General features: G+C 69.0%; 18 protein-coding genes and 3 pseudogenes. 7 read left to right on the forward strand and 14 right to left on the reverse strand.

The features are described 5' to 3' along the window. Nucleotides 1-344 precede the first annotated feature (344 nt). The 3 genes and pseudogenes from OG521_07420 to OG521_07430 all read left to right on the forward strand — a co-directional run bounded on the left by OG521_07420 (nt 345) and on the right by OG521_07430 (nt 3478). Nucleotides 345-2187 (forward strand): annotated as a pseudogene (locus OG521_07420) (pentapeptide repeat-containing protein). Between the two features lie 91 nt (nt 2188-2278). After that, nucleotides 2279-2794, forward strand: coding sequence for a hypothetical protein (locus OG521_07425; GenBank protein ID WUW20630.1), 516 nt, complete (start codon nt 2279-2281; stop codon nt 2792-2794). Between the two features lie 159 nt (nt 2795-2953). Further along, nucleotides 2954-3478, forward strand: a complete 525-nt coding sequence (locus tag OG521_07430) for a hypothetical protein (protein ID WUW20631.1) — start codon at nt 2954-2956, stop codon at nt 3476-3478. A gap of 44 nt (nt 3479-3522) precedes the next feature. Here the strand turns inward: OG521_07430 and OG521_07435 are convergent, their stop codons facing one another. The 4 genes from OG521_07435 to OG521_07450 form a co-directional block, all read right to left on the reverse strand. Further along, nucleotides 3523-4734 (reverse strand): IS110 family transposase, encoded by a 1212-nt coding sequence (locus OG521_07435; protein WUW26601.1) that lies wholly within the window; start codon nt 4732-4734, stop codon nt 3523-3525. Nucleotides 4735-4866: 132 nt separating this feature from the next. Further along, complete coding sequence (locus OG521_07440; protein ID WUW20632.1) at nt 4867-5661, reverse strand: MerR family transcriptional regulator; 795 nt, start codon at nt 5659-5661, stop codon at nt 4867-4869. A 15-nt stretch (nt 5662-5676) separates the two neighbouring features. Beyond that, complete coding sequence (locus OG521_07445) at nt 5677-6438, reverse strand: ABC transporter permease (protein WUW20633.1); 762 nt, start codon at nt 6436-6438, stop codon at nt 5677-5679. Then, nucleotides 6435-7244, reverse strand: a complete 810-nt coding sequence (locus OG521_07450; GenBank protein ID WUW26602.1) for an ATP-binding cassette domain-containing protein — start codon at nt 7242-7244, stop codon at nt 6435-6437. The genes OG521_07445 and OG521_07450 overlap by 4 nt, the downstream gene beginning before the upstream one ends. A 268-nt stretch (nt 7245-7512) precedes the next feature. Between OG521_07450 and OG521_07455 the strand changes: the two are divergent. Further along, nucleotides 7513-7958: pseudogene (locus tag OG521_07455) on the forward strand (NUDIX domain-containing protein). Nucleotides 7959-8202: 244 nt separating this feature from the next. Here the strand turns inward: OG521_07455 and OG521_07460 are convergent. From OG521_07460 to OG521_07490, 7 genes are all read right to left on the reverse strand, one after another. Further along, a complete protein-coding gene (locus OG521_07460) occupies nt 8203-9579 on the reverse strand; it encodes a tryptophanase (protein WUW20634.1) in 1377 nt (458 codons plus the stop codon). Then, entirely contained in the window at nt 9552-10808 is a 1257-nt protein-coding gene (locus OG521_07465; protein WUW20635.1) for a prenyltransferase, read from the reverse strand. The genes OG521_07460 and OG521_07465 overlap by 28 nt, the downstream gene beginning before the upstream one ends. A 352-nt stretch (nt 10809-11160) precedes the next feature. Further along, nucleotides 11161-12507 (reverse strand): cytochrome P450, encoded by a 1347-nt coding sequence (locus OG521_07470; protein WUW20636.1) that lies wholly within the window; start codon nt 12505-12507, stop codon nt 11161-11163. Continuing rightward, nucleotides 12504-13109, reverse strand: a complete 606-nt coding sequence (locus tag OG521_07475) for an ATP/GTP-binding protein (protein WUW20637.1) — start codon at nt 13107-13109, stop codon at nt 12504-12506. The genes OG521_07470 and OG521_07475 overlap by 4 nt, the downstream gene beginning before the upstream one ends. Next, complete coding sequence (locus OG521_07480) at nt 13084-13479, reverse strand: DUF742 domain-containing protein (protein WUW20638.1); 396 nt, start codon at nt 13477-13479, stop codon at nt 13084-13086. Before OG521_07480 ends, OG521_07475 begins: the two co-directional genes overlap by 26 nt. Continuing rightward, nucleotides 13476-13874 (reverse strand): roadblock/LC7 domain-containing protein, encoded by a 399-nt coding sequence (locus tag OG521_07485; protein WUW20639.1) that lies wholly within the window; start codon nt 13872-13874, stop codon nt 13476-13478. The genes OG521_07480 and OG521_07485 overlap by 4 nt, the downstream gene beginning before the upstream one ends. Then, nucleotides 13871-15070: an ATP-binding protein gene (locus OG521_07490; protein WUW20640.1), complete on the reverse strand. Its 1200-nt coding sequence runs from the start codon at nt 15068-15070 to the stop codon at nt 13871-13873. Before OG521_07490 ends, OG521_07485 begins: the two co-directional genes overlap by 4 nt. Before the next feature lie 719 nt (nt 15071-15789). Here OG521_07490 and OG521_07495 point away from each other — a divergent pair. After that, entirely contained in the window at nt 15790-16203 is a 414-nt protein-coding gene (locus OG521_07495) for a YcxB family protein (protein ID WUW20641.1), read from the forward strand. 145 nt (nt 16204-16348) lie between these two features. On the opposite strand, the gene OG521_07500 is transcribed toward OG521_07495, so the two are convergent. Continuing rightward, entirely contained in the window at nt 16349-18694 is a 2346-nt protein-coding gene (locus OG521_07500) for a helix-turn-helix transcriptional regulator (GenBank protein ID WUW20642.1), read from the reverse strand. Between the two features lie 571 nt (nt 18695-19265). On the opposite strand from OG521_07500, the gene OG521_07505 reads away from it, so the two are divergent. Beyond that, complete coding sequence (locus OG521_07505; protein WUW20643.1) at nt 19266-20288, forward strand: glycosyltransferase 87 family protein; 1023 nt, start codon at nt 19266-19268, stop codon at nt 20286-20288. Between the two features lie 566 nt (nt 20289-20854). Beyond that, nucleotides 20855-20965 (forward strand): annotated as a pseudogene (locus OG521_07510) (SDR family oxidoreductase). Nucleotides 20966-21029: 64 nt separating this feature from the next. Here OG521_07510 and OG521_07515 read toward each other — a convergent pair. Both OG521_07515 and OG521_07520 read right to left on the reverse strand, forming a co-directional pair. Next, nucleotides 21030-21425 (reverse strand): cupin, encoded by a 396-nt coding sequence (locus OG521_07515; GenBank protein WUW20644.1) that lies wholly within the window; start codon nt 21423-21425, stop codon nt 21030-21032. Beyond that, nucleotides 21422-22870: an MFS transporter gene (locus tag OG521_07520; protein WUW20645.1), complete on the reverse strand. Its 1449-nt coding sequence runs from the start codon at nt 22868-22870 to the stop codon at nt 21422-21424. Before OG521_07520 ends, OG521_07515 begins: the two co-directional genes overlap by 4 nt. Between the last annotated feature and the right edge of the window lie 13 nt (nt 22871-22883).

Below are 22883 nucleotides of genomic sequence, written 5' to 3' on the forward strand. Positions count from 1 at the left end.
CTCTATGGGCGCGGTCAACGCCCGCGCCCGGAATTTCGACCGGGCCTGCTGGCCTGAAGGCCAGCTCAGGCGGCAGCTTCCTCCAGGAAGTCAGAGACAAGGTCAGTCGAGCCCCAGGATGGTTGGCAGCCGACGTACGTGTACTGAACGCCGACATGGGCGAGCTCCAACTGAGCACGTTTATCTGTACTTCGTTGAGCACATTCGCAAGTACGCCGACAACGTCTCCTCGGTCGCCCGACCGCCCCGCCGCACACGAAGGGCCCGGAGTCACTGGTACGGGCCCTTCGCCGTCACCGTACCCGGCCACGCAACCATCCAGCCGTGCCCACCGTCCTCCGGGTATGCCGCACCCGAGCCCCGTCACTTCCCCAACTCCGCCTGCCTGGACGCACTGCGCCCACAACCCCACCCCCGACGACTCTGTCGGCTGCCGCGGCATCCACGTCCCCGGCCACACCGCCTGTCTCGCCCACCTGGCCGACCCCGACCGCGACACCTATCTCTCCGGCCTGGTCCCCGGCAGCGACATCGATCACCGCGGCACCACCTTCACCGAGCCCCTCCTGTGATCTCCTCGCAACTGTCCGCGACTCCGAATCCGGACGCCCCACCTTCGGCAACGCCAGGTTCGAGTCGGCTACTTTCACGGGCGACACCAACTTCGAGTCGGCGATCTTCGCGGGCTACGCCGGGTTCAGAGAAGCGACCTTCACGGGCGACACCTAGTTCCAGGAAGCGACCTTCACGGGCGACACCAGCTTCGATTGGACGACCTTCACAGGCGAAGCCTGGTTCGACAAGGCGACCGTCACGGGCGTCGCGAGGTTCAGGGAGGCGACCTTCGCTGGCTACGCCGGGTTCAGCGAAACCACCTTCACAGGCAGAGCCTGGTTCGGGAAGGCGACCTTCACAGGCAATGCCTGGTTCGCGGAGACGAGATTCACGGGCAGCGCCGAGTTCAGGGAAGCGACCTTCACGGGCGACGCCTGGTTCGGGAAAGCGACCTTCGAACGCGACACCGAGTTCGGGATGGCGACCATTGCGGGCAACGCCAGGTTCCACTCGACGGCATTCAAGCAGACGGCCAGCTTCGGGCCGTTGGAGTGCGCCGGACGACTACAACTGTCCGGGGCTGTCTTCGGCGGTCCGGTGACCCTTCTGATCTCCGCGCGCCGATTGGAGTGCCGACGGACCCGCTGGTCCGCGACGGCCGAGCTGCGGCTGCGCTACGCCACCGTGGACTTCGCCCAGGCGGTTTTCGAGTACCCCCTCACGATCACCGCGGAAGCAAGCCCTCTCGCTCTCAACAACGGACAGCCGATGGCAGAGCAGGCTCTTGCAGGCTCGCCCGATGCCACGGTGCGGATGGCCTCGATGCGCGGGGTAGACGCGGCCCACCTGGTCCTCGCCGACGTCGACCTGTCGCAATGCCTCTTCACAGGGACCGTGCACCTGGACCAACTACGGCTGGAGGGCACCTGCACCTTCGACAAGGTCCCCGCCCACACAAGCTGGCGGCACTGGCACCCGGTGCGGTTCACCCAGCGCCACACCCTCGCAGAAGAACACCACTGGCGCGCCAGACAGCCAGCAGCAGTCCCCGGGTGGAACAGGGCAGTCTTCAACGCCAGCCACGCAGGACCGGCCCAGCTCGCACCCGTCTACCGGGCGCTGCGCAAATCGTACGAGGACAGCAAAAACGAGCCCGGAGCAGCCGACTTCTACTACGGCGAAATGGAGATGCGCCGCCACGACCAGACCAGCAGCGCCCGCACCGAACGGGGTCTCCTGCACGGCTACTGGCTCCTGTCCGGCTACGGCCTGCGCGCCTCCCGCGCCCTGGGCTGGCTCGCCGCGGCCATGCTCACCACCATCGTGCTGCTCATGGGCTTCGGGCTTCCCCAGAACGAGCCGAAGCAGGCAGCGACCGGCAAGCTCCCGCCGGGCGGAGGCACGGTCACCTTCGAGATCGACAAGGACCACCCTCAAAACCCCACCAAGGACAGGTTCACCGGCGAGCGATTCGAGAAGGCCCTGAACATCACCCTCAACTCAGTGGTGTTCCGCTCCTCCGGCCAGGACCTCACCACCGCCGGCACCTACATCGAGATGGCCTCACGCGTCACTGAGCCCATCCTCCTCGGCCTGGCGGTCCTCGCCGTCCGCAACCGCGTCAAACGCTGATCACCAGCAACGACGACCGTCAGAGTCTGACGACCACGCCCTCGGACGCCCCCGCGGCGTCGAGGTGACCGGCTGCCCGGCAGGCTGGTCGGTGGCCGCTGCCCGAGCCGCGATCACGACCGAAGGCCCTGCGCCTCTGCCCCTCCTTGACGACTCCGACCCCGCCATCCGCATTGCCGCCGCGTACGCCACCGCCGCCGACCCCGACCACACGGTCCGAACCGCCTTCGCCACCCGGCTCACCACGGAGCACGATCCCATGGTCCGCGCCGCCCTGATCCTCGCTACCGCGGAGACGACCCATGCTCACCCGCACGCACCGATCACTGTGTGGATCCGCGAGCGGTGGCAGGACGGGATGCAGGCCCCCGAAGTCCGCTTGGCCGCCGCGATCGGTTGGCTCTGTCTCACCGATGAACCCGCCCCGGACGACCCGCACGCCATCGTCGGCATCCTCGCCACCGACGAATGCGCCCGTGCCATGGACGCCCTGCCCTGGATGACCGTCGCCGGATGCGGCGAACCGGGACTTCTGCGCTGCGTCCGCCGAATGCTCCGCCCCGGGGAGCCCGAACCGCATGACGACCCATGGGCTCCACCTCCCTGAACGACGAGCGGCCGGCAGCCCTCGACCATGCCTCGCGGGCACCTGCCCGCGTTTGTGTATCGCAGTTGTCCGTCAAGGCCAACTACCGGGCTCATTCACAGGATCTGTGACTGATTCCCCATGATTCTTGTCAACCCAGTGAGCCGTAAGGTGCGGCCCATGGAATCGCTGATCGCTGCCGTCCGTGAGCAGGACGAAGCTGCCCGTTTTCTCGCTTGGCCGGGTGACTTTGACCTGGACCGAGGCGACCATGTCGAAGAAGTCCACCTCGCTTCGGGGGCCGCACTCGAAGGTTTCGCCGGCGACGGCGCCGGGGGCACGTACTTCTTCTGCGGTGAAGGTGGCGAGGAACGTCCCATCCTCTATGCCGACTCCGAAGGAGGTGCGGCTCTGGTTGCGATCGGCAGTCCCGAGCTCCTGCGGCTGCTGCTCGTCGCGCCTTGGTGGCGCGACTGCCAAGCGTTCACGGACGAGGAGAGTCGCGAGCTCGCGGCCGAGTACCTGGAGGACATGCCGGATCTCGCGGCCAGGAGAGACCGTGCCGCGGCAGCCCTGGGCCTCGACCTGCCGGCCCAGGCAGAAGTCTTGGCCCGCTTGCGGGAGGTGGCTGTTCGGATGGGTGAGAACTTCGTCCTCGTCTTCACCCCGGAGGGCCACCCCTACGAGCGTCTCATCAGGAATTGAGAGACATCGCGGCAGCAAGCACGCGCCGTTCCAGCCAACAGGGATCAGCCCACGGCGAGACCGTGCTGAGGTGGTAGGACGTCGAAGGTTCGCTGGTCGCGGATGAGGGCCCACAGGACGCCGAGACGGCGGCGGGCGAGGGCGAGGATCGCCTGCTTGTGGCTCTTGCCCTCGGCTCGCTTGCGATCGTAGAAGCTCTTGGACGTGGGGCAGAAGCGGACGGCGATCTGGGCGGAGAGGTAGAAGATGCGCAGGAGTCGGCGGTGGTAGCGGTGTGGCCGGCGCATGTTGCCGCTGATGCGACCGGAGTCCCGAGGGACCGGTGCGAGACCGGCGACGCCGGCGAGCCGGCCCGCGCTGCCGAAGGCGTCCATGTCTCCGCCGGTGCAGGCGATGAACTCCGCCCCCAGCAACGGGCCCATGCCGGGCATGCTGAGGACGACTTCCGCGTGGCGGTGCTCACGGAAACGGACCGCGATCTGCGCGTCGACGTCAGCGATCTCGTCGTCCAGAGCCAGCACCGCCCTGGCCAGGGCGGTGACCACCGCCGCGGCAGTGCTCTCCCCGGTCACGGCGGTGTGCTGGGCCTGGGCCGCGGCGACGGCCGCATCCGCCATGGCTTGGGCGCCACGCACTTTGCGGTTCTTCAGCCAGGTCACGAGTCGGCTCGTGCCGACCCGCCGCAGGCCGGCTGGAGTTTGGTAGCCGGTCAGGAGGACGAGTGCGGCTTTCGAGGCGGCGTAGTCGAAGGCCCGTTCAAGGGCAGGGAAGTACTCCAGGAGCTGGGCTCGCATCCGGTTGACGGCGCGGGTGCGGTCTGCGGCGAGGTCGTAGCGGTGGGCGGTGAGGATCTTCAGGTCCACCGCGATCTCGTCCCACTCCTGCAGCGGCTGCAGGTCCCGGCGCATCCGTGCCTGGTCGGCGATGACATAGGCGTCCTTCGCATCCGTCTTTCCGTCCCCGCGATAGCCGCGGGAGGCGTGATGGACGGTTCGGCCAGGAATGTAGAGGAGCCGCCGGCCATGGCTGGTCAGGAGAGCGATCAGCAGAGCGCCCCCGCCGGCGTTCAGGTCGACAGCCCAGGTCACCGGGCCGTCCTCCGCCAGGGCGAGGACGTCGCCCAACAGCTCCAAGAGCTCAGGTTCGTTGTTGGGCACCCGGCGCGAGAGCACCTTCGTCCCGTCCGTGTTGATCACCGTGCAGTGATGCGCGGCCTTGCCGGCATCCGTCCCCGCCCGTGTCTTCGGGATCTCCATCACCACCGCCATGAAGTACATCCACGCTGCCCACCCTCACCGCGCCGGCCCTGTTCCTCACTGAGGCAGACGACCGCCCCCGGGAAACAGGTGCACCCCCGAATAGCGTCACTCCAGGACCCTGACCTGCTTTCACAATGACGGCAGCTCCGTGTTGAGTCTGTCGGCAGGCACTCGCTCGATGCGGGTCCAGCCCCTCCAGCCCCGCTCCTCCAGGATCTCCAACAGCCGCTCGGCGACCGGTGAGGAGTTGGCCGCGGTTGAGTCCAGCAGGTCGACGAACTGGTCGTCGATGCCGTCGTCGGCACCCACATGGCCGGCCTCCACAGCGCGAACCATCAAGCGCTCCATGATGTCGGCGACCTCGACGATCCGCGGATCGTTGGCCGGCCAGTCGAGTGCCCCGCTGAGAAGGCTGTAGAGCTTGACCGTGTCGGGGTCGTCCAGCTCCTCGTGCTTCCTGGTGATCACGGAGTCGATCGAGTCTGGCACCTGGGCGGCGATCATGATCCAGGCGTCCCGCTCCATCTCGATGTACCGCTCCTCAACGCCGAGACCGCGCAGCCGGTCGAGGTAGTCCACGACGCTCTGCGGGAGCGCCAGGTGCTCTCCGGCGGCGAGCCTGGCGAGTCGGCTGCGGGTGTTCTGCAGACGCCGGATCTCGACGCGCAGGGTCTTGTCGATCTCCTGGACGCCGCCGGCGAAGTCCTCCGGGCCGGCGGCGAGGAGTTCCTGTACCCGGGCCAGCGGCACGCCGGCGTCTGCGAGGGTGCGGATCCGGATCAGTCGCACGACCGCGGCAGCGTCGTAGGTCCGGTATCCGGACCGGTCGCGATCGGGTTCCGGCAGCAACCCGATCCGGTGGTAGTGGCGTACGGCCCGCACCGTCACCCCGGCGTACGCCGCAAGCTGGCTGATGGTGAGCATGGGTCTCAGCCTGCCTCAGGCGATCTTCCGGCGATAGGCGGCCATCGCGAAGATGTACGCCACGACGAGGATGCCGATGCACCAGGCGAGGGCGGTCCAGATGTCGTCGCCGACCGGCTGCTGGGCGAACAGGTTTCGGATCGTGTTGACGATCGACGTCACCGGCTGATGTTCGGCGAACCAGCGCACCGGTCCGGGCATCGTCTTTGTGGGCACGAACGCCGAACTGACAAACGGCAGGAAGATGAGGGGGTAGGCGAACGCGCCCGCTCCCTCGACCGACGACGCAGAGAGCCCGGGGATCACGGCGAGCCAGGTCAGCGCCAGGGTGAACAGGAGCAGGATGCCGGCGACCGCGAGCCATGCCGACACTCCTGCCCCCGAGCGGAAGCCCATGAGGACAGCGACGCCCACGACGAGCACGAGCGCGATCAGGTTGGCGACCAGAGAGGTGACGACGTGGGCCCACAGCACACCTGACCGCGCGATCGGCATGGACTGGAACCGTTCGAAGATCCCGCTCTTCACGTCGGTGAACAGCCGGTACGCGGTGTAGGAGATGCCTGAGGCGATGGTCATGAGCAGGATGCCGGGCAGCATGTAGTTCACGTATGGAACCGTCCCGGTATCGATGGCGCCGCCGAACACGTAGACGAACATCAACATCATGGCGACCGGTGTGATGGCGGTCGTGATGATGGTGTCCATGCTGCGTGTCACATGGCGCAGGGTCCGCCCCGTGAGTGCGGCAGTGTCGTTGAAGAAGTACGCGGTCATCCTCGTCCCCCAGTTGTCGTGCCAGTGACGTCGCTCTTGTCGCCGCCGCCGATGACCGCGAGGAAGATCTCTTCGAGAGACGGCTGCTTCTCGACGTACTCGACCTTGGCGGGCGGGAAGAGCTGCTTGAGCTCGGCGAGGGTGCCGTTCACGATGATCCGACCCTGGTGGAGGATCGCGATCCGGTCGGCCAGCTGCTCGGCCTCGTCCAGATACTGCGTGGTCAGCAGCACCGTCGTTCCATGGCCGGCGAGCTCCTTGACCGCCTCCCACACCTCAATGCGCGCCTCGGGATCAAGACCGGCCGTCGGCTCGTCCAGGAAAATCACCGGCGAATTCCCGATGAGGCTCATCGCGATGTCCAGCCGGCGGCGCATCCCACCCGAATACGTGGACACTCTCCGCGCGCCCGCCTCGCTCAGCGAAAAGCGCCTCAGCAGGTCATCCGCGATCGCGCCCGGGTCCTTGAGGTGGCGCAGCCTGGCGACGAGAGCGAGGTTCTCCCGCCCGCTGAGGATCTCGTCGACGGCCGCGAACTGCCCGGTGAGACTGATGGACTCCCGCACGTTCGCCGGTTGCGTGGCAACGTCGAAGCCATTGACGCTCACCGCCCCCGCGTCGGCCTTCAGGAGCGTGGCGAGGATCCTCACGGTCGTGGTCTTGCCCGCCCCGTTGGAACCGAGCAGGGCAAAGATGCTGCCCGGCACCACCTCGAAGTCAACACCGCGCAGCACTTCGAGCTTCCCGTACGACTTCTTGAGACCTTGCACGCGAATCGCCGGACCGGCGATCGATTGGGCTGTCATGGTCATCTGCCTCCTTCGCGGAGCTGTTCCCGGCTACTGCCCGGAAGCTCCTCCCGGAAGGATGGAGGGTTGACCCAGCGTCAAGGTCAAGCTCGTTCCGACCACGGCACTCAGATCGCCGACCGGCCAGACGCACCGCAGCGATGACGGGCCGTTCGCCCCGAGCTCGTTCGGCCGCGAACCCGCCATACTCATAGCTGTCGGTGAACCACTCACACGTCGGTTCCTGCGACTCACCAGCCAGAAATCAACGAACCCGCCTGCTTCTCCCGGCGGCACCGTCGAGCCCGGGGAGTCCTTCGAAACCGCGGTGGTCCGCGAACTCGGTGAGGAAAACGGTCTGACCGCGCGTCCCGAAGACGTGCAGCTCCTGAGCACGCTCGTCGACCACGTCGAAGGAGTTCTGCGGTCACTGTCGGAGCGGTCGTACACGTCTGGCGAGGGCAGCCGGCCACTCAGCCGAACGAGCGCGTCGGCGAATGGGGGTGGCACCCACTCGATCAACTTCCTGACGGTCTGTTCGTATGCAGCGCCCAGATCCTCACCGCCTGGCGTGCCGACCTGACCATCGACCACGCACCCGCACACTTCACCCCCTTCGCTCACGGCTCACAGCCCTCGAAGCCGGTGGACGGCCTGCTGGACGCCGGGGGGGGCGAACTGTGGCTGGGCGAGGCGCTCGGTCGTGGTGGGAGTGCGGTTCAGGTGCTCTGAAGGCGCTCACATCAACAGCCGCCCACGCAAAACGCTCGACTGGGAAACCCCAGCCGAGCGCCTCGCTAAGCCACTGGACCTGGCCAGTTGACCAGCAGTGTTGCAACGACCCCTCGAATTCGCCCACCAGGGTGGGGCCTTCCCGTGGCCGCCGCACTGTCGCTGGACCGGTACAGCCGAAAGATCTGCACTGTTTCAGGATTCTGATGGCTCGGCTCGCGTCGTAACGAACGGAGAGTGCTGATCAGTCGCCGGACGGACTCACGGGCTCCAGTTTGATGCTGAAGTGTCGGAGGATCGGGGACTGGCCCGTAACCCGGTAGCCACGGACCGATTCAGGATTCTTCGCGATATCCGCCAGGGTGGCGGCAACGTGGTCGTAGTGGCTGCGGGTGTAGACCCGTCGGGGAAGAGCCAGCCGTACAAGTTCGTAGGGCGCCGTCTTGACAGGGTTGCCGTGCTCGTCCTCTTCACCGAGGTACAGCGACCCCAGCTCCGCCGAGCGGATGCCTCCGCGCAGGTAGAGCTCGCAGACGAGTGCGGTGCCGGGGTACTGGTGCGGGGGGATGTGGGGCAGGAGGCGCCCGGCGTTGACGTAGAGGGCGTGCAGACCGGCGGGTTCCACGATGTCGACGCCGGCCTCGCGGATGCGTGCGGCGAGATGGGCGGCTATGTCGGCACGCTCGGCGAGGTAGGCCGGCTCGGTCACTTCGAGGAGGCCGCGGGCCATCATGTCGAGGTCGCGTCCGGACAGACCGCCGTAGGTGGTGAATCCTTCGGTGGCGATGAGCAGACCCCCGCACCGCTCGGCGAGTTCGGCGTCCTTCAGGCCGATGAAGCCGCCAATGTGGACGATCCCGTCCTTCTTCGCGCTCATGACGCAGCCGTCGGCGAGGCGGAAGGCTTCCTCGGCGACCTGGCGCGGGGTGCGGTCGGCGTAGCCGGGTTCGCGCTGGGTCACCAGCCACGCGTTCTCCGCGAACCGGGCCGCGTCGAGGATCATCGGCACGTTGTGCCGGCGGCACAGTTCGGCGGTGCGGTGCAGGTTGTCCATGCTGACCGGCTGGCCCCCGCCACCGTTGTTGGTGATGGTCATCAGCACGGCCCCAACGGGCGTCTGGTCCGCGTTCTCCAGGGCCTGTTCGAGGGCGATCAGGTCGATGTTGCCCTTGAACGGAAAGTCGCTGTCGAGGTCCTTCGCCTCGGCGCAGGGCAGGTCGTACGCCGTGCAGCCAGTCAGTTCGACGTTGGCGCGGGTGGTGTCGAAGTGCGTGTTGGACAGCACACTCGTGCCAGGCCGCAGCAGCGAGGAGAAGAGGATGCGCTCGGCCGCGCGGCCTTGGTGGGCCGGCAGGATGTGGGGGTAGCCGGTGAGTTCGGAGACGACCTCGTGCCATCGGTAGAACGAGCGGCTGCCGGCGTAGGACTCGTCGCCCTGCATTCCTGCGGCGAGCTGGTCTGCGGAGATGGCACCGGTCCCGGAGTCGCTCAGCAGGTCGATGGTGACTTCGTCGGCCCGCAGATCGAAGGGGTTGTAGGAAACCCGCTTCAGCGCGGCCTCGCGCTCCTCCCGGGTGGTGAAGGCAAGAGGTTCTACGACCTTGATGCGGTAGGGCTCCACGTGACTTCCTTCTGTGCGGTGGGCGGGCTGATGTGGCCGACGGCCTGGTGCCCGAGGTCCAGGACGCTCTGGGTGAGTTGCGCAGGCATCCAGGTGCCCCGCGGGTACTGCTCCTGCGGCGGCCGGACGCGGTGGGCCTCGGAACTCAGGTAGGCGGTGAGCCGGGGCGGCCGGTTGCGCTCGTACACCAGGGCCAGGTAGGCGATCAGCCCCACGCCGTCGGCGAGGGTTCGCTGTGTCAGCGCTCCCAGACTTCGGTTCAGGACGGTGGGGTCCATGCCGGCCCTGGTCAGCAGGGCTGTGGCGCGGGCGAGGGCCTCTTCGTCATCGCGCACGTAGTCGCGAACGGGAATGTGGAGCGTGAAGCCGCTCGGGTCGCTGTCGCCTCCGGTGAAGGAGTGGCAGGTGAGCGCCGGCCGCCGCACCAGGCGCAGGGGGCCGTTTCCGCCGCGCTCGGACGGCGTGAGGGATCCCGCGGCCGCGTGGAAGAAGTAGCGGATGTCGGCCGCTGTGGCTCCGGAGGTACGGCTGAGCGCGCAGGCGTCATCGGCTGACATGCGCGGGTGGCTCACGTAGACCTTGACGCGGGGGGACGGCCAGGCGCCCAGGTCCAGAGCGAGGAACGGATAGCCGGCCGCCGGGGGCAGTTGCTCGAAGGCCTGGCCGTAGCCGAGCCGCCGCAGCGCCTCGTGCACGGTGCGGGCCGCGCTTTCCGGGCCGGAGGCGGAGGGGTTCAGGTAGACCTTGACCCCTGGGACCCCTCCGGCGCGCAGATCGAGCGCGTACCACAGGGCCAGGGGGCCCTGGGCTGCAGCGGGGAAGAACAGGTCGGCGAGGGCGTCGAGCTGGTCGGTGGCGAAGCCCCAGCGGGCGCCCATTGCGCGGATGGCCGCAAGCCCGGCGCGGCCGCTGTCGGCCATGTCGCTGTGGACCCACCCGGGCTCCACGAGCACGCGCAGGGCCGGGGCGGCGTCCGGAGTGCTGGCGAGGGAGAACTCGACGGGGGTGTGGTCATCGGAGAGGAAGGTGGGCGAGGCCGGCGGCAGGGACAGCGGCCGGTGGGCGGCGCCTGCGAGGGAGGCGATCAGGACCTGTCCGTACAGCTCGGTGTCCGCCTCGCTCAGGCCCACCGTGGCGCCCAGGCGCCGCAGTTGACCGAGTACGTGGTCGCCGAGCTTCGTCTCACCGGGGCTGGCTGCCGGTATGCCGGGCCCCGGGCGGGAGGTCATCGTGCCCCTCGCACGTCGTGGCGCGTAACGCGTCTGGACGGTGCGGGAGTACGGGGATGCGCTCCGTCGACAAGGGAGGAGACGAGGGCCGATCCGCTGCCGGAAGCAGCGGGTATTCGGTCCTGCGGCTGGTCGGGGTCGTCGCCCCCGCACGGGTTCCGTCTGCTGGGGGTGGTGCGCCGTTGGCCCGGTCGGGCGCTCGCGGATGGGGGCGCGGAGATGCTTGCGAGGTCCACTGCCTCTCCTTCATCTTGTGTCACTCCAGACACTCCGCGCCGTCCTACCCAGGAAGTTGATCTTTCATGCAGGCTACGTCAACTGCCTGTGTCACATGCATCACAGGGGGTGTGGGCTACTGGCCCGTCAGCCACTTCGTGAAGCTGCTCCAGCGCCCCGCTTTGCCGGTGGGCTTCGGCGCAGCCGGCGCGGGTGCGGCCGCGACGGGGGGTGCCTGGTAGCGGGGCACGGCCGTCGGCTCCGGTGCGGCCGCGGCGCGCGGGGTGACTGCGCTGAACCGGACGGGCAGGGAGGCCAGGGCCCGGTTGAAGGGACCGGGCCGCCAGGCGAGGCTGTCCGCGGGGACGGCGAGTTCCACGTCGGGCAGGGCGTTGAACAGCGTCTCCAGGCCCGTCAGGGCGATCAGCCTGGCCGGTTCCTTCGACGGGCAGGCGTGCGGGCCGGCGCTCCAGGCGAGGTGACCGCGGGTGTCGGCACCGCGGTCCGCGAGCGCCGTGTTGGCGGCGCCGAAGGACACCAGCACCAGGTCACCGGCGCGCACCTTGTCGCCGGCCACGTCCGTGTCGACCACCGGGTAATGGGGCGCATAGTTGGACATCGGCGCATTGCGCCACAGAGTGTCGTCCACCGCCTTGTCGAACTGCCCCAGGCGCGCGAACTCCTCGTTGGTCAGCATCGTGTAGAAGGCGTTGCCGATCAGGTTGCCCTCCGGCTCGCCGCCCGCACCGAGGAGCAACACCAGCGTGTGCGCCAGTTCCTCGTCGTTCAGCTGCGCCGGATGCTGCATCAGGTAGGACGTGATGTCCTCCCCGGGCTGGGCGCGCTTGAGCGCCACCAGCTCGCTGACCGCTCCGAGCAGAACCTGGCTGGCCGCTTCGGCGTTGACTCCGTCGAACATGCCGGAGATGCCGAACAGCACCCGGTCACCGATCTCTGCCGGGCAGCCGAACAGCTCGTTGAACACGTACAGCGGGAGCTGCTGGGCGTAGTCGCGGAGCAGGTCGGCGCTGCCGCGGGCGCTGAACTGGTTGATGAGGAACTGGGCCGCCTGGCCGACGATCCGGCTCAGCCGCTTGTTGCTGACGCGGGCGAAGGAGCCGGTGATGGCCTGGCGCAGCCGCACATGCTCGGCGCCGTCGGTGAACATCGCGTTCGGCCGGTAGGCCAGCAGCGGCAGGACCGGGCTGTCGGGGCGGATGCAGCCCTCAGCCAGGGCACGCCAGCGGCGTGAGTCCTTGCGAAAGGTCGTCGAATCCTGCAGCAGTTCCAGAGCCGCGTTGTAATCGGTCACCAGCGTCGCCTCCACGCCGGGGGCGATGGTGACCGGAGCGGTGGGGCCGAGCTCGCGCATGTAGCGGTAGTACGCGTGCGGATTGGCAGCGAACTCAGCGCTGTCCAGGGGTATGCGCTGCCCGCTGCCGTGTGCGGGGCAGCCGGGCGGAGGTACAGAGGGGGTTGTCATGCGTGCTCCAGGTCGGCGCGCTCGTGCAGATAGCGGACCAAGGTGATCAGGGCGTCGACGGACGACTTCTCGTCGCGTGCGTCGATGGTGACGACGGGGGTGTCGGGCAGCAGGTCGAGTGCCTCCCGGACTTCCTCCGGGGTGTGGACCGTACTGCCGTCGAAGTGATTGATGGCCACGGCGAAATCGAGGCCGTAACTCTCGACCAGATCCATGATGTCGAAGGAGTCGGCCAGGCGCTCGGGGTCCACCAGGACCAGGGCGCCCAGAGCCCCGCGGGCCGTGTCGTCCCAGAGACTCACGAAGCGCTGCTGTCCGGGGGAGCCGAACAGGTACAGAACGATGCGCTCGCTCAGCGTCAGCCGGCCAAAGTCCAGGGCAACGGTGGTGGTGGTCTTTCCCTGAACCCCTTTGAGGTCGTCGACGCGCTCCGAGAGCGTTGTCATCCGCTCCTCGGTGGACAGCGGCGCGATCTCGGAAAGTGAGCTGATCAGGGTGGTCTTGCCGACGGCGAAATGCCCGACGACCAGGATTTTCACTGCAGTCTGCTGTGCGCCGCTGGGCACGTAGGCATCCTCAGACAGAGAGAGCCTTGAGGCCATCGAGCACCTCCTTGAGCAGGGCCTTGTTGGTGGGACGGGCCGAGGGCACCGGCGCCCGGGTCACGAGATAGCCCCCCTCGGCGAGGGAACTGAGCAGCGCCTTGACCACCCCGAGCGGCAGCTGGGAGTGCGCGGCGATCTCAGCGACCGAGAGGTAGCCCCTGGAGCACATCTCCAGGATCTGTTCCTCCTCGGGCGAGAGCCGTTGGGGGCGCTGCTGCTCGTCGATGGCCGTCGTAACGAGAGAGATGAGGGCGAACTCGCTCTCATCGGGCAGGTCACGGCCACGGGTGATGACGTAGGGACGGACTAATTCTCCGGCCTCGGACACGAACTCGGGCTCGGGCTCGGGACGGGCGGGTTCCGTCATGAGGTGACCGTGTCGCCGCGAAGGCCGGTCGACATCGCCTTGCCCAGTCGGCTGACCAGCTGCTGCATCCGGTACGTGATGTCCTGCATGTCGACCTCGGCCGACGCCGCCACGGCGAGGTAGCTGCCGCCGCCCGCAGCGTTCAGGAACACCCAGCCCCCGTCGAACTCGATGAGGGTCTGGCGCCAGTTCGCTCCGTGCTCACCGCAGAAGAAGCTGACGGCCCGGCTGAGCGACTGCAGGCCGGAGACGGCTGCGGCCACCTTGTCGGCATCGCCCCTGTCGAACTCCGCGGTACGGGACATCTGGAGGCCGTCGGCGGAAATCAGGACCGCGTGGAGAGCATGCGGAATCTGCAGCGCGTCCTCAAGCATCCAGGACAGGTCGTCGCTCACGGGGCATCGAATCCTTCGTGTGAATCGGCAGTGGTATCACCTTCGGCGGCCGGTACCCCCGCACCTCGGCCGCTGAGAGTGCCGCGCTGAAACGCGCCCATGGCCGCCACCCTTGCCTCTGCTGACCTGGCCGGCGGCGCTTCATCAGATCTGCGGCCGCTGTCCGGCACGAGCGCCATGCCGCGCTTGTTCCGTCGCCTGGGCAGCCCGCCCTCTGCCGCCGCAGGAGCCGAATCGCGGCTCTCGGCAGCGGCATTGACTTCTTGCGTGGTCGTGGGCGTCTTGGGCTCGGGCATCTCGGTCAACAACTCCTTCGGCACCATCACCACCGCGCGGACGCCGCCGTAGGGAGAGGTGCTGTCGATGGCGACCGTGAACCCGAACCGCGCGCACAGGGCACCGATCACCGCGAAACCGAACGCGGGAGGGTTACCGAGCTCCGCAACGCTCACCGCGGACCCGCTGGACAGCAGAGCGGTGGCGTTCGTCCGTTCTTCCTCGCTCATGCCGACACCGGCGTCGTCGATCACGATGCAGATGCCCCGGGGCACCGTCCGCACCTCGACCTCGACCATGGTGGACGGCTCGGAATAGCTGGCCGCGTTGTCGAGCAGCTCGGCCACCGTCAGCGCGATCGGTTCGACGGCACGGCTGGTCACCGCGAAATCGACCCGTGAGGCGATCTCGATACGCTGGTAGTGCCGGATACGGCCCTGCGCTCCGCGGATCACGTCATAGACCGATGCGGCCTCCCGCTGCCGGCCGAGCCACCCGCCGCACAGCACAGCAATGGACTGCGCACGCCGGTTGAATTGCGAGTTCATGTGGTCGATGTCCAGCATGTCCCGCAACACGGCCGAGTCGCCGTACTTCTTCTGCAGCCCGGAGATGGCCCGCTGCTGCTCCGCGGCGAGGCCTTGAAGGGTCCGCATAGCCGACTTCAGTACGGTGTTTGTGGCCTCCTCCGCCTCTTCCTTCGCCTGGCGGACCACCTCGTCGTAGCCGCTGCGCAGCTCGGTGACGGTGGACCCGAGGTCGACGGCCCTGCCCTGCGATGCGGTCAGCTCACCCTGAAGGCCCTGCTTCTGACGACGTAGCGCCTTGATCTTTTTTCGCTGGCGAGTGATTACCGTGGCGGCGACAGCGACGCCGACGGCAAGCGCCCAGACTGTCGGATCCTGCCAAAAATTCGTCATGTGACTCTCTATTGAGCGGCTGGATTCCAGCTCTCGAAATCTGTCCAAGCGGACCCTCGGCTGTGGGCAGACGTCACCGCCCGGAGAGCCCCCTGGCTGTAGCCATGCCAAGGTGAATGCTCACGTGGCATGTGCACGCGAGCTTATCACCGGACGATCATGAGACTCTGTCAAGTCCGCCACGCAGTTGCCCCGTTGGCGAGAAACGCATGTTCATGTCAGTGAGGAAGGTGTGCCCGCAGGGTGGAGGCTCAGTGGCGGAGCGCGCACTATGCCGCTCTGTGGTGTGGTACCTGGGTTCTTGCAGCTCTGTGCCGCATCTCGCCTCATAGCGGGCTGACGCTGCGACACAGAGCAGGGCAAGTGCCATCCGACCAACAAGCTTTCCCAGGGCACACGATGGCCGATTCGAGAGCGGGCTACGGACAGCGACGCGAGCTGCGACTCAGCGCATGTGCCCGCAGCCTCACGGTCTGGGCTTCCTTGTCGCCGGCAGCCTGTCCAGAACACGACGACGCGAACGACGGGAAGGGGAAGACGGCGCTCCCCGGCAAGCCGACAGCTTCGGCAGCTCGGCCGGCCGGAGCACCTCGCACGTCGCCGTCAGGTCCGCTGTGGTCCACCCGCTGGAGCCGAACGCTTCGGACGGGACAGTACGGCCCGCGGCGGTGATCGCGCCCGTTGGGGCAAGCCTCCCCTGGTCGGTTTCCAACGTCACAGTGCCGCTGGGTGCGTTCTTCGCCTTCGCCGTCGCGGCCACCGTGCAGGCCCGGGGCATCGCTGCTGTGAACGCGAGCACGTGGGCATGTCTCCTGATCACCTGCATCCTGTTGGTGGCCGTCCGCCGACTGACCGCTCTGGGCCTGCTGGGCTACGCCCGGCACCTGGGCGAACACCGCGTGACCGTCGACGCATCCGGCATCAGGATCGAGACCGAGCGGCATACGCAAGAGACCGGCTGGCAGTTCTACGGACGCTGCGTCGAAGGCCGGCGAGTATTCGTTCTCCTCACTCCTGACGCGTCGCGGTCCGGCGTGATGATCCTGCCCAAACGCGGTCTGGCCTCACCGCAGGACTCGGACCGGCTGCGGGAGCTGATCACCGCCCACCTCGGCCACCTCCCCACCAGGTGACAACGAGTGTCCGTCCGGCGGAAGCCGGTCCTCGCAGTGACGTTTACGGCCACGGCTTCGCTTGGTCGGGAGGGGCACCGAAAGGGGTCCCCCGCCGGGCGTGCAGTGCAAGGCCGGGCGGAAGCCGCTGGAGGAACGAGGCGTCTCAGCCCGTCGTCTGGCCGGCGATGGCGAACCCTGCGGTGACTTGGCACAGTTCGTCGGCGGCTTCGCGCCGGCGGGGGTTGTTCAGCCCGACGAGGGTGCGGTGGGCCGTGGTCAACGTCGCGCGGGCCTCGTGGTGGCGGTTGAGGTGGCGCAGGGTAATGCCGAGGTCGAGGCGGACGGGTTCGCTCCAGGCAGGCATCCGGCCTGCCTCGAAGTGGGCCAAGGCGGCACGCAAAGGGGATTCGGCCTGGACCCATCGCCCCAGGGCCATGAGGTCACTGCCGAGGTTATGGCGGGTCTGCGCCAGATATGTGGCGATGAGGTCGTGCGGCTTCCCCGGCACGCCGGCGAGGCAGAGGGCTTCGCTGCGCCGGTGGATGACCAGGGCCTCGTCCGTACGGTTGGCGTAGCGCAGGTGCTGGCCCAGGGTATTGAGAATGGTGAGTTCGGCGAGGCGGACTTGCGGATCTGTGTGGTTCCTGAGGTGGGCGGCTGCTTCGTGCAGCCGGACAATGGATTCGTCGATCCGTCCGAGCCGACGGAGTGCTCCTGCCGCGTAGCCCAGGGCCCATCCCGTTTGGAGCTGGTCTGCGGCCTCGTATGCCGCGGCCAGGGCGGCTTGTGCGGCGGCCAGGGCGGCGGGGTAGTCGTTGAGGCAGAAGTTGTAGGTCCAGGCGAGGTAGTTGAGGTGGACGGCCTCGTCGCGCCTGCTGCCGAGCGCGCGGGCTGAGTCAACGGCGCGCTGGAACACCTCCGCCCACAGCTCCCAGTGCGCGGTGATGTCGGAAAACCAGTGCATCGCTTCGGCGGCGTCGATGACCTGCTGGTGCCGGCCTGCCGCCTGGGCCTGGCCCAGGGCCGCGAGCCACTGGGGCCGCTCGGCTTCCAGCCAGATCCGGGCTTGCTCGTGGCCGCTGGGCGCGGTGGCCAGGTCGGGGTCGCCTTCGGGCGCGTCCTGGTGGCGGTCGGCATCGAAGCGCAGTGCGGCGGCGGTGGCCCGGCGCAGGATCCAGCGGGCGGCCCGGTCCTGGGCAGCGGCGGTCTCGGTGGGATCGTCATCCTCGACCAGTTGCTCGGCGGCGAACAGGCGCAGGAGGTCGTGGAAGCTGTAGCGGTCGGCGGTGGAGTGGGGCTGGAGCAGTCCGGCGTCGGTCAGCCGTTCGATGCAGCGCGCGGCCTGGCGTGGGGGTATGCCTGCCAGGAGGGCTGCGGTGGTGGGGCTGAAGTCGGGGCCGCAGGCGAGTGAGGCGCGGCGGAAGACGGTGCGGGCGGCCGGGCTGAGCTGAGCGTAGGACAAGGTGAAGGCGGACCGTATCTGCAGGGAGCCTGCCCGCAGGGTGTCCAGGCGGTCCCCGTGAGCGGTGAGCTGGGTAACGAGTTTGGCCAGGGTCTCGCCGGGCCGGGAGGCCAGGCGCTGGGCGGCGATGCGCATGGCCAAGGGCAGGTACCCGCAGAGTTCCGCGAGGTCGCGGGCGGCCTGTGCCTCCCGCTCGACCCGCTCCGGCCCGATGACGCGGGTAAGGAGTTCGACCGCTTCCTCCCGGCGCAGCAGCGACAGCTCCGTGCGGTGGACGGCTTCCAGGCCGGCCAGCGAGCGGCGGCTGGTGACCAGGGTCAGACAGGCGCCGTGGCCGGGCAGCAGGGGGCGGACCTGGTCCTCGTCGGCGGCGTTGTCCAGAAGGAGCAGCACCCGGCGCTCGCGCAGCACCGAGCGCAGCAGACCGCTGCGCTCGTCGGTGGCGGCCGGGACAGCGGTCTCGGCCACACCGAGCGCGTAAAGAAGCCGGGCGAGCACCTCGCGCGGCGGTGTGGGCTCCGGGTCCATGCCGCGCAGATCGACGGCGTACTGCCCGTCCGGGAAACTCGGCGCCAGAGTATGGGCGGCGTGCACGGCGAAGGCGGTCTTGCCCAGCCCGGGTTGGCCGCAGATCACGGCGACCGGCGGTCGGGCGGGAGCGAGGTCCTCGGCCAGGCCCCGCAGCCCGGCCAGGGCAGGGCCGCGGGCGGTGAAGTCACAAAGATCACGCGGCAACGCCAGCCCGTGCACAGCCGCCGACCCCGCCCCTGGCCCTCTCCCGGCGGCCGACCTGGGCCCCGCCCCGCCCACGGTCCGCGGACGACCCGAACGGGCGGCTTCCTCGAGCTCATGGCCCACAACGCCATCCACTCCCAAGGCCGCCACCAAAGCCTCCACCGTGCGCTGCCGCGGCCCTCGCGTCCGCCCGCGCTCCATGTCCGACAGCGCCCGCACACTGACGCCCGCCCGCTGCGCCAGCCGCTCCTGGCTGGTGCCCGCTCCCGTGCGCAGTGCGTGCAGCAGCTCGCCGAACTTGTTGTCGCTCACAGCTGTGGTCCTCCTGGTCCGCGAGGCCCGGCCGGAACGGCGTACCTACTGGTAGTACTCACCGGCAGAAGTATGCGGGCCGCTCCAACCACCGGTCGAACTTCCTGGTCCCCCCGACCTGCACTGGATTGGATGAGGTGTGTCGGGCGCGGTCCTGTGCGCTTCTCGTACAGGGGAAAGACGCCAGGGCGCGGATCAGCATGCGCTGAAACGCGCGTCACGTTGCACAGGGCGCCAGCCCGGCCACCCGACAGCGGGCGCCCGGTTCGCCGGCGCATCCACCCGGTCGCCGCGCGTCTGTTCGCTTGTGCAGACGACTTCCTAGCCAAGGCCCCTTTACATGCACATATCACGATTCTCAGATGCTTCCGGTGAACGTCCGGGTCGCCGCTCCAGCACGGCTGTCCGCCGGTGGGACGTGTGGGCATTGGCAGCGAGCTCCTTGACGGCCCTGGGTGTGGGACTTGCCTCCGCATCGAACACATCGCAGCACCGGTGGGGACTTGCCGCTGCTGGCGCCTATGCCTGTGCCGCACTGGTGTCACTGGGTTCCCGTGTCCAGTGGTCTCGCGTGGTGGCCCTGATCGGCGTCGTCGGCGCGCTGGCCGTTCCGCTGGTATGGCTGACCGCCGTGGGCCTGCAGCAGATGGAGGTCGGCGTCGTCGAGCGGTCCGCCCAGCACTTCCTGGAGACCGGCACCCCCTACCTCTCGCATCCGGTCGCGGTACGTGACTTCAACCCCTACCTGCCCGGCATGGCCCTCTTCGGGCTCCCCCACGCGCTGTTCGGCGCAGGAATGTTCTCCAGCGCCCGCCTGTGGAGCCTGGCCGGGTTCGTTGCCGCGCTGGCCGCTGCCGTGGCCGTACTGGTCAAGGGCCGGCCGCAGGCCCGACGCACGGCGGTGACGGGGGCGGCGTGGATAGCGGCCTGCCCCGTGGTGGCACTGCCGCTGGCCATAGGCGGAGTTGATCCCGTGGTCGTGGCCTTCGTTCTTCTGGCCTTGGCATACGCACACCGGGGCCGTTCCATGGGTGCGGGTCTGGCACTGGGAGCGGCAGCCATTCTCAAGTGGACCGCGTGGCCGGCCATACCGGTCATCGTCGTCCTCCTGGCCGCGACCAAGGGATCACGCGCGGCCAGGACCGCGGCTGCGGTGGCGGTCGCAGTGGCGGCGTTGGCGGTCGTGCCGCCGCTCCTGACCGATCCACATGCCTTCGTCGACAACGCGGTGCTCTACCCCTTCGGACTGAGCGATACCGCCTCGACCGCCGCCAGCCCGCTCCTGGGCGCCCTCCTGTCTGCCGTGCTGCCCCACGGAAAGACCATCGCCGTGGCTCTGATAGGCATCGGTGCCATTGCCGTAGCCATGTCGCTCATCGTTCAGCCGCCGAAGACCACGGCGGCCGCCGCCCATCGGCTCGCGCTCGGCCTCACCATCGCCATCCTGCTGTCTCCGGCGACCCGCATCGGCTACGCCGTCTACCCCCTCACCCTTCTGATCTGGGCCCGCTGCACCACCCTGGCCAGGCCACAGCCCGCCCCGGAACCGACACCGGACCTGGGCGCCAGCAGTCCAGTGCTGCCCCGGCCGTAGAGCGGCTCCGAGTGGGCGGTTCGTGCGGCTTTGAGTGGTCTTGCTGTCGCCTGATGGTGTGGTGGCGGGGCGGAAGCTGATGATCACCGTGCGGAAGGACCGACACCGCTCGGTCAGCGGCCACGGGGGGCGCCCACGAGATGCGGGAGATCGCTAACGCACGCGCCCGCCGATCAGGCGCAGTCTTCGGATCTCCTGTTGTGGGTTGGGTGTTGGGTCCAGGTGGAGTGAAGCTGTTCAGCCGTGGGCGGGCCGTCTGGAATCTCACTGATCAGATGGTCGATGCCCGGGTTCGGTCCGTGGCCCGGCCGGGCGAACAGTCTGATGACCAGATCGAATTCAGCGCCGACCACCACAGCCTGCCCCTCACCGTCAGGGCGGGCCCAGAAGTGCCCGCCCAGCCATAGCCGCGGCCTGACTTCGTTCCACGGTGCCCGCGGGTCGGGTACACCCCGGCCGCTCTGACGTACCCTCACGGACGCTCCTCTCCGAGGGCCCAGCGGCACAGTCAGGCGACCGCCGCTCCTGCTCGATGCACTGTCGCCGTGTCCAGCGCGGGTTCAGCAACCCCGGAACAGGTCGCGTCCGTGGTCGCCTTCCTGCTGTCCGACGCGGCGGGCTTCGTGACCGGCGCGGACTGGGCCGTCGACGGAGGCGTGTCGGCCCGGTTCGCCTGACGTCGCCTCTCGCGTCAGGGCATGCGTGGTGGCCCGGCAGCGGATCTGCCGGGCCACCACCGCTTCAGTGCGTGTAGGTGCGCTTTTCGAGGCGGGTGCCGTGGCGCAGGGTGACCGACATCAGGTCGCTGGGGGCGTCCAGCTCCAGGCGGTGCCAGCGGCCGCGGGGGACGATCACCGCGCTGCCCGGCAGTAACCGCACCATGTCCTCGGCACCGCCGGGCGTGGTGGCACGGAAGTGGATGCGCGCTGCGCCGGTCAGGCAGCACACCGCTTCCTCGGCCTCCGGGTGCATCTCCCAGTGGTCGCCGTGGACGTCGGCGTCGGTCTCCACGTGGAAGGTCGCGATCTGCCAGGTGCCGGGGTCGCTGCTCGTCATCTGCCGGCCGGCGGCCCGGACACCGCCGTCGGGGCGGAACTGTAGCGCGGAGGCGAACAGGTCGATGGGGATCGTCGTCATGAAGGGGTTCCTTCCAGTCGGTTCTGTGCGGGGGCGGCCGGCTGCGGGCCGGGCGGGGCGGGCCGGTGCCGGGGCAGGACCACGATCGCCACGGCTGCGGCGAGCACGAAGAGGCCGGCCGTGACGGCGAGGCCCAGGGCGTAGCCGTCGTTGAGGGCGGCGGGGCCGGTGGCCGTGCCGGTACGGAGTGCGGCGACGGTGGCCAGGGCGGCCAGGCCGACGCAGCCGCCGAGTTGGCGGGAGCTGTTGAAGAGGCCGGAGGCCATGCCGGCCTCGCGGGAGGCGACACCGGTGGTCGCGGCGGCCGCGACCGGGGCCAGGACCAGTCCGACGCCGACGCCGGAGACGACGCAGGGGCCGAGCACGTCGGTGAGGAAGCTGCCGCCGGGGCTGATGAGGGCCAGCCAGCCCAGGCCGGCGGCGGCCAGCAGGGCGCCGGGCACCAGGGCGGCCCGGGGGCTGCGTGCCGTGGTGACGCGGGTCGCGATGACGGTGCCCGTGACCAGGCTCACCGAGAACGGCAGGAACGCGGCGCCGGTGGCGGCGGCACTCATGCCCAGGACCTGCTGCATGTACAGGGACACGAAGTAGAACGCCGTGAACTGGCCTGCCGCGGCCAGGAAGACCAGCACGTTGGCCCCGGCCACCCAGCGGCTGCGCAACAGGCCCAGGCGCAGCAGCGGCGAGGAGGCCCTGGATTCGGTGAACGTGAAGGCGGCCAGGAGCGCGGCCGCGGCGGCGAGGGTCGCCAGGGTGGCCGGGGATCCCCAGCCCCGGGCGTCGGTGCGGACGACGCCGAACACCAGCAGCCCGACTCCGCCGGTCGCCAGGACGGCGCCGAGCACGTCCGGCCTCGCGCGCCCGCCGGGCTGTGCCGCGGCGGTCACGCCTGCCGGCACCAGCGCGAGGGCAGCGGCCACGATGGGCAGGTTGACCAGCATGACCCAGCGCCACCCCGCGTACTCGGTCAGGAGGCCACCTGCCAGTACGCCCAGCGCTCCCCCGGCGGCGTTCACCGCACTCCACACGCCGAGCGCCCGGACACGCCGCGGCCCCTCGGAGAACGTCGTCGTGAGCATGCCCAGCGCGGCCGGGGCGGCCGCGGCGGCACCCAGCCCCTGGCCGGCGCGGGCGGCGATCAGCTGCCAGGGCTCCTGGGCCAGCCCGCCCGCCAGCGAGCAGAGCCCGAAGACGGCCAGGCCCCCCACGAAGAGCCGGCGGTGACCGTACAGGTCACAGGCGCGGCCTCCCAGGAGCAGGAGTCCGCCGAAGGTGAGCGCGTAGACGTGCACCACCCACGACAGGTCGAGCGGCGCGAATCCCAGGGCGGTGCGGATCGCGGGCAGCGCGACGTTGACGACCGACATGTCCAGGGCGAAGACGAACTGGGCGACGGCAGCGGCCGCCAGCACCACTCCCGGTCTGCCCCGTGAGTTTTTATACATGTATAGAAATTAG

Origin of the sequence: Streptomyces sp. NBC_01463 (genome assembly GCA_036227345.1) — a bacterium.
Lineage (GTDB): Bacteria > Actinomycetota > Actinomycetes > Streptomycetales > Streptomycetaceae > Streptomyces.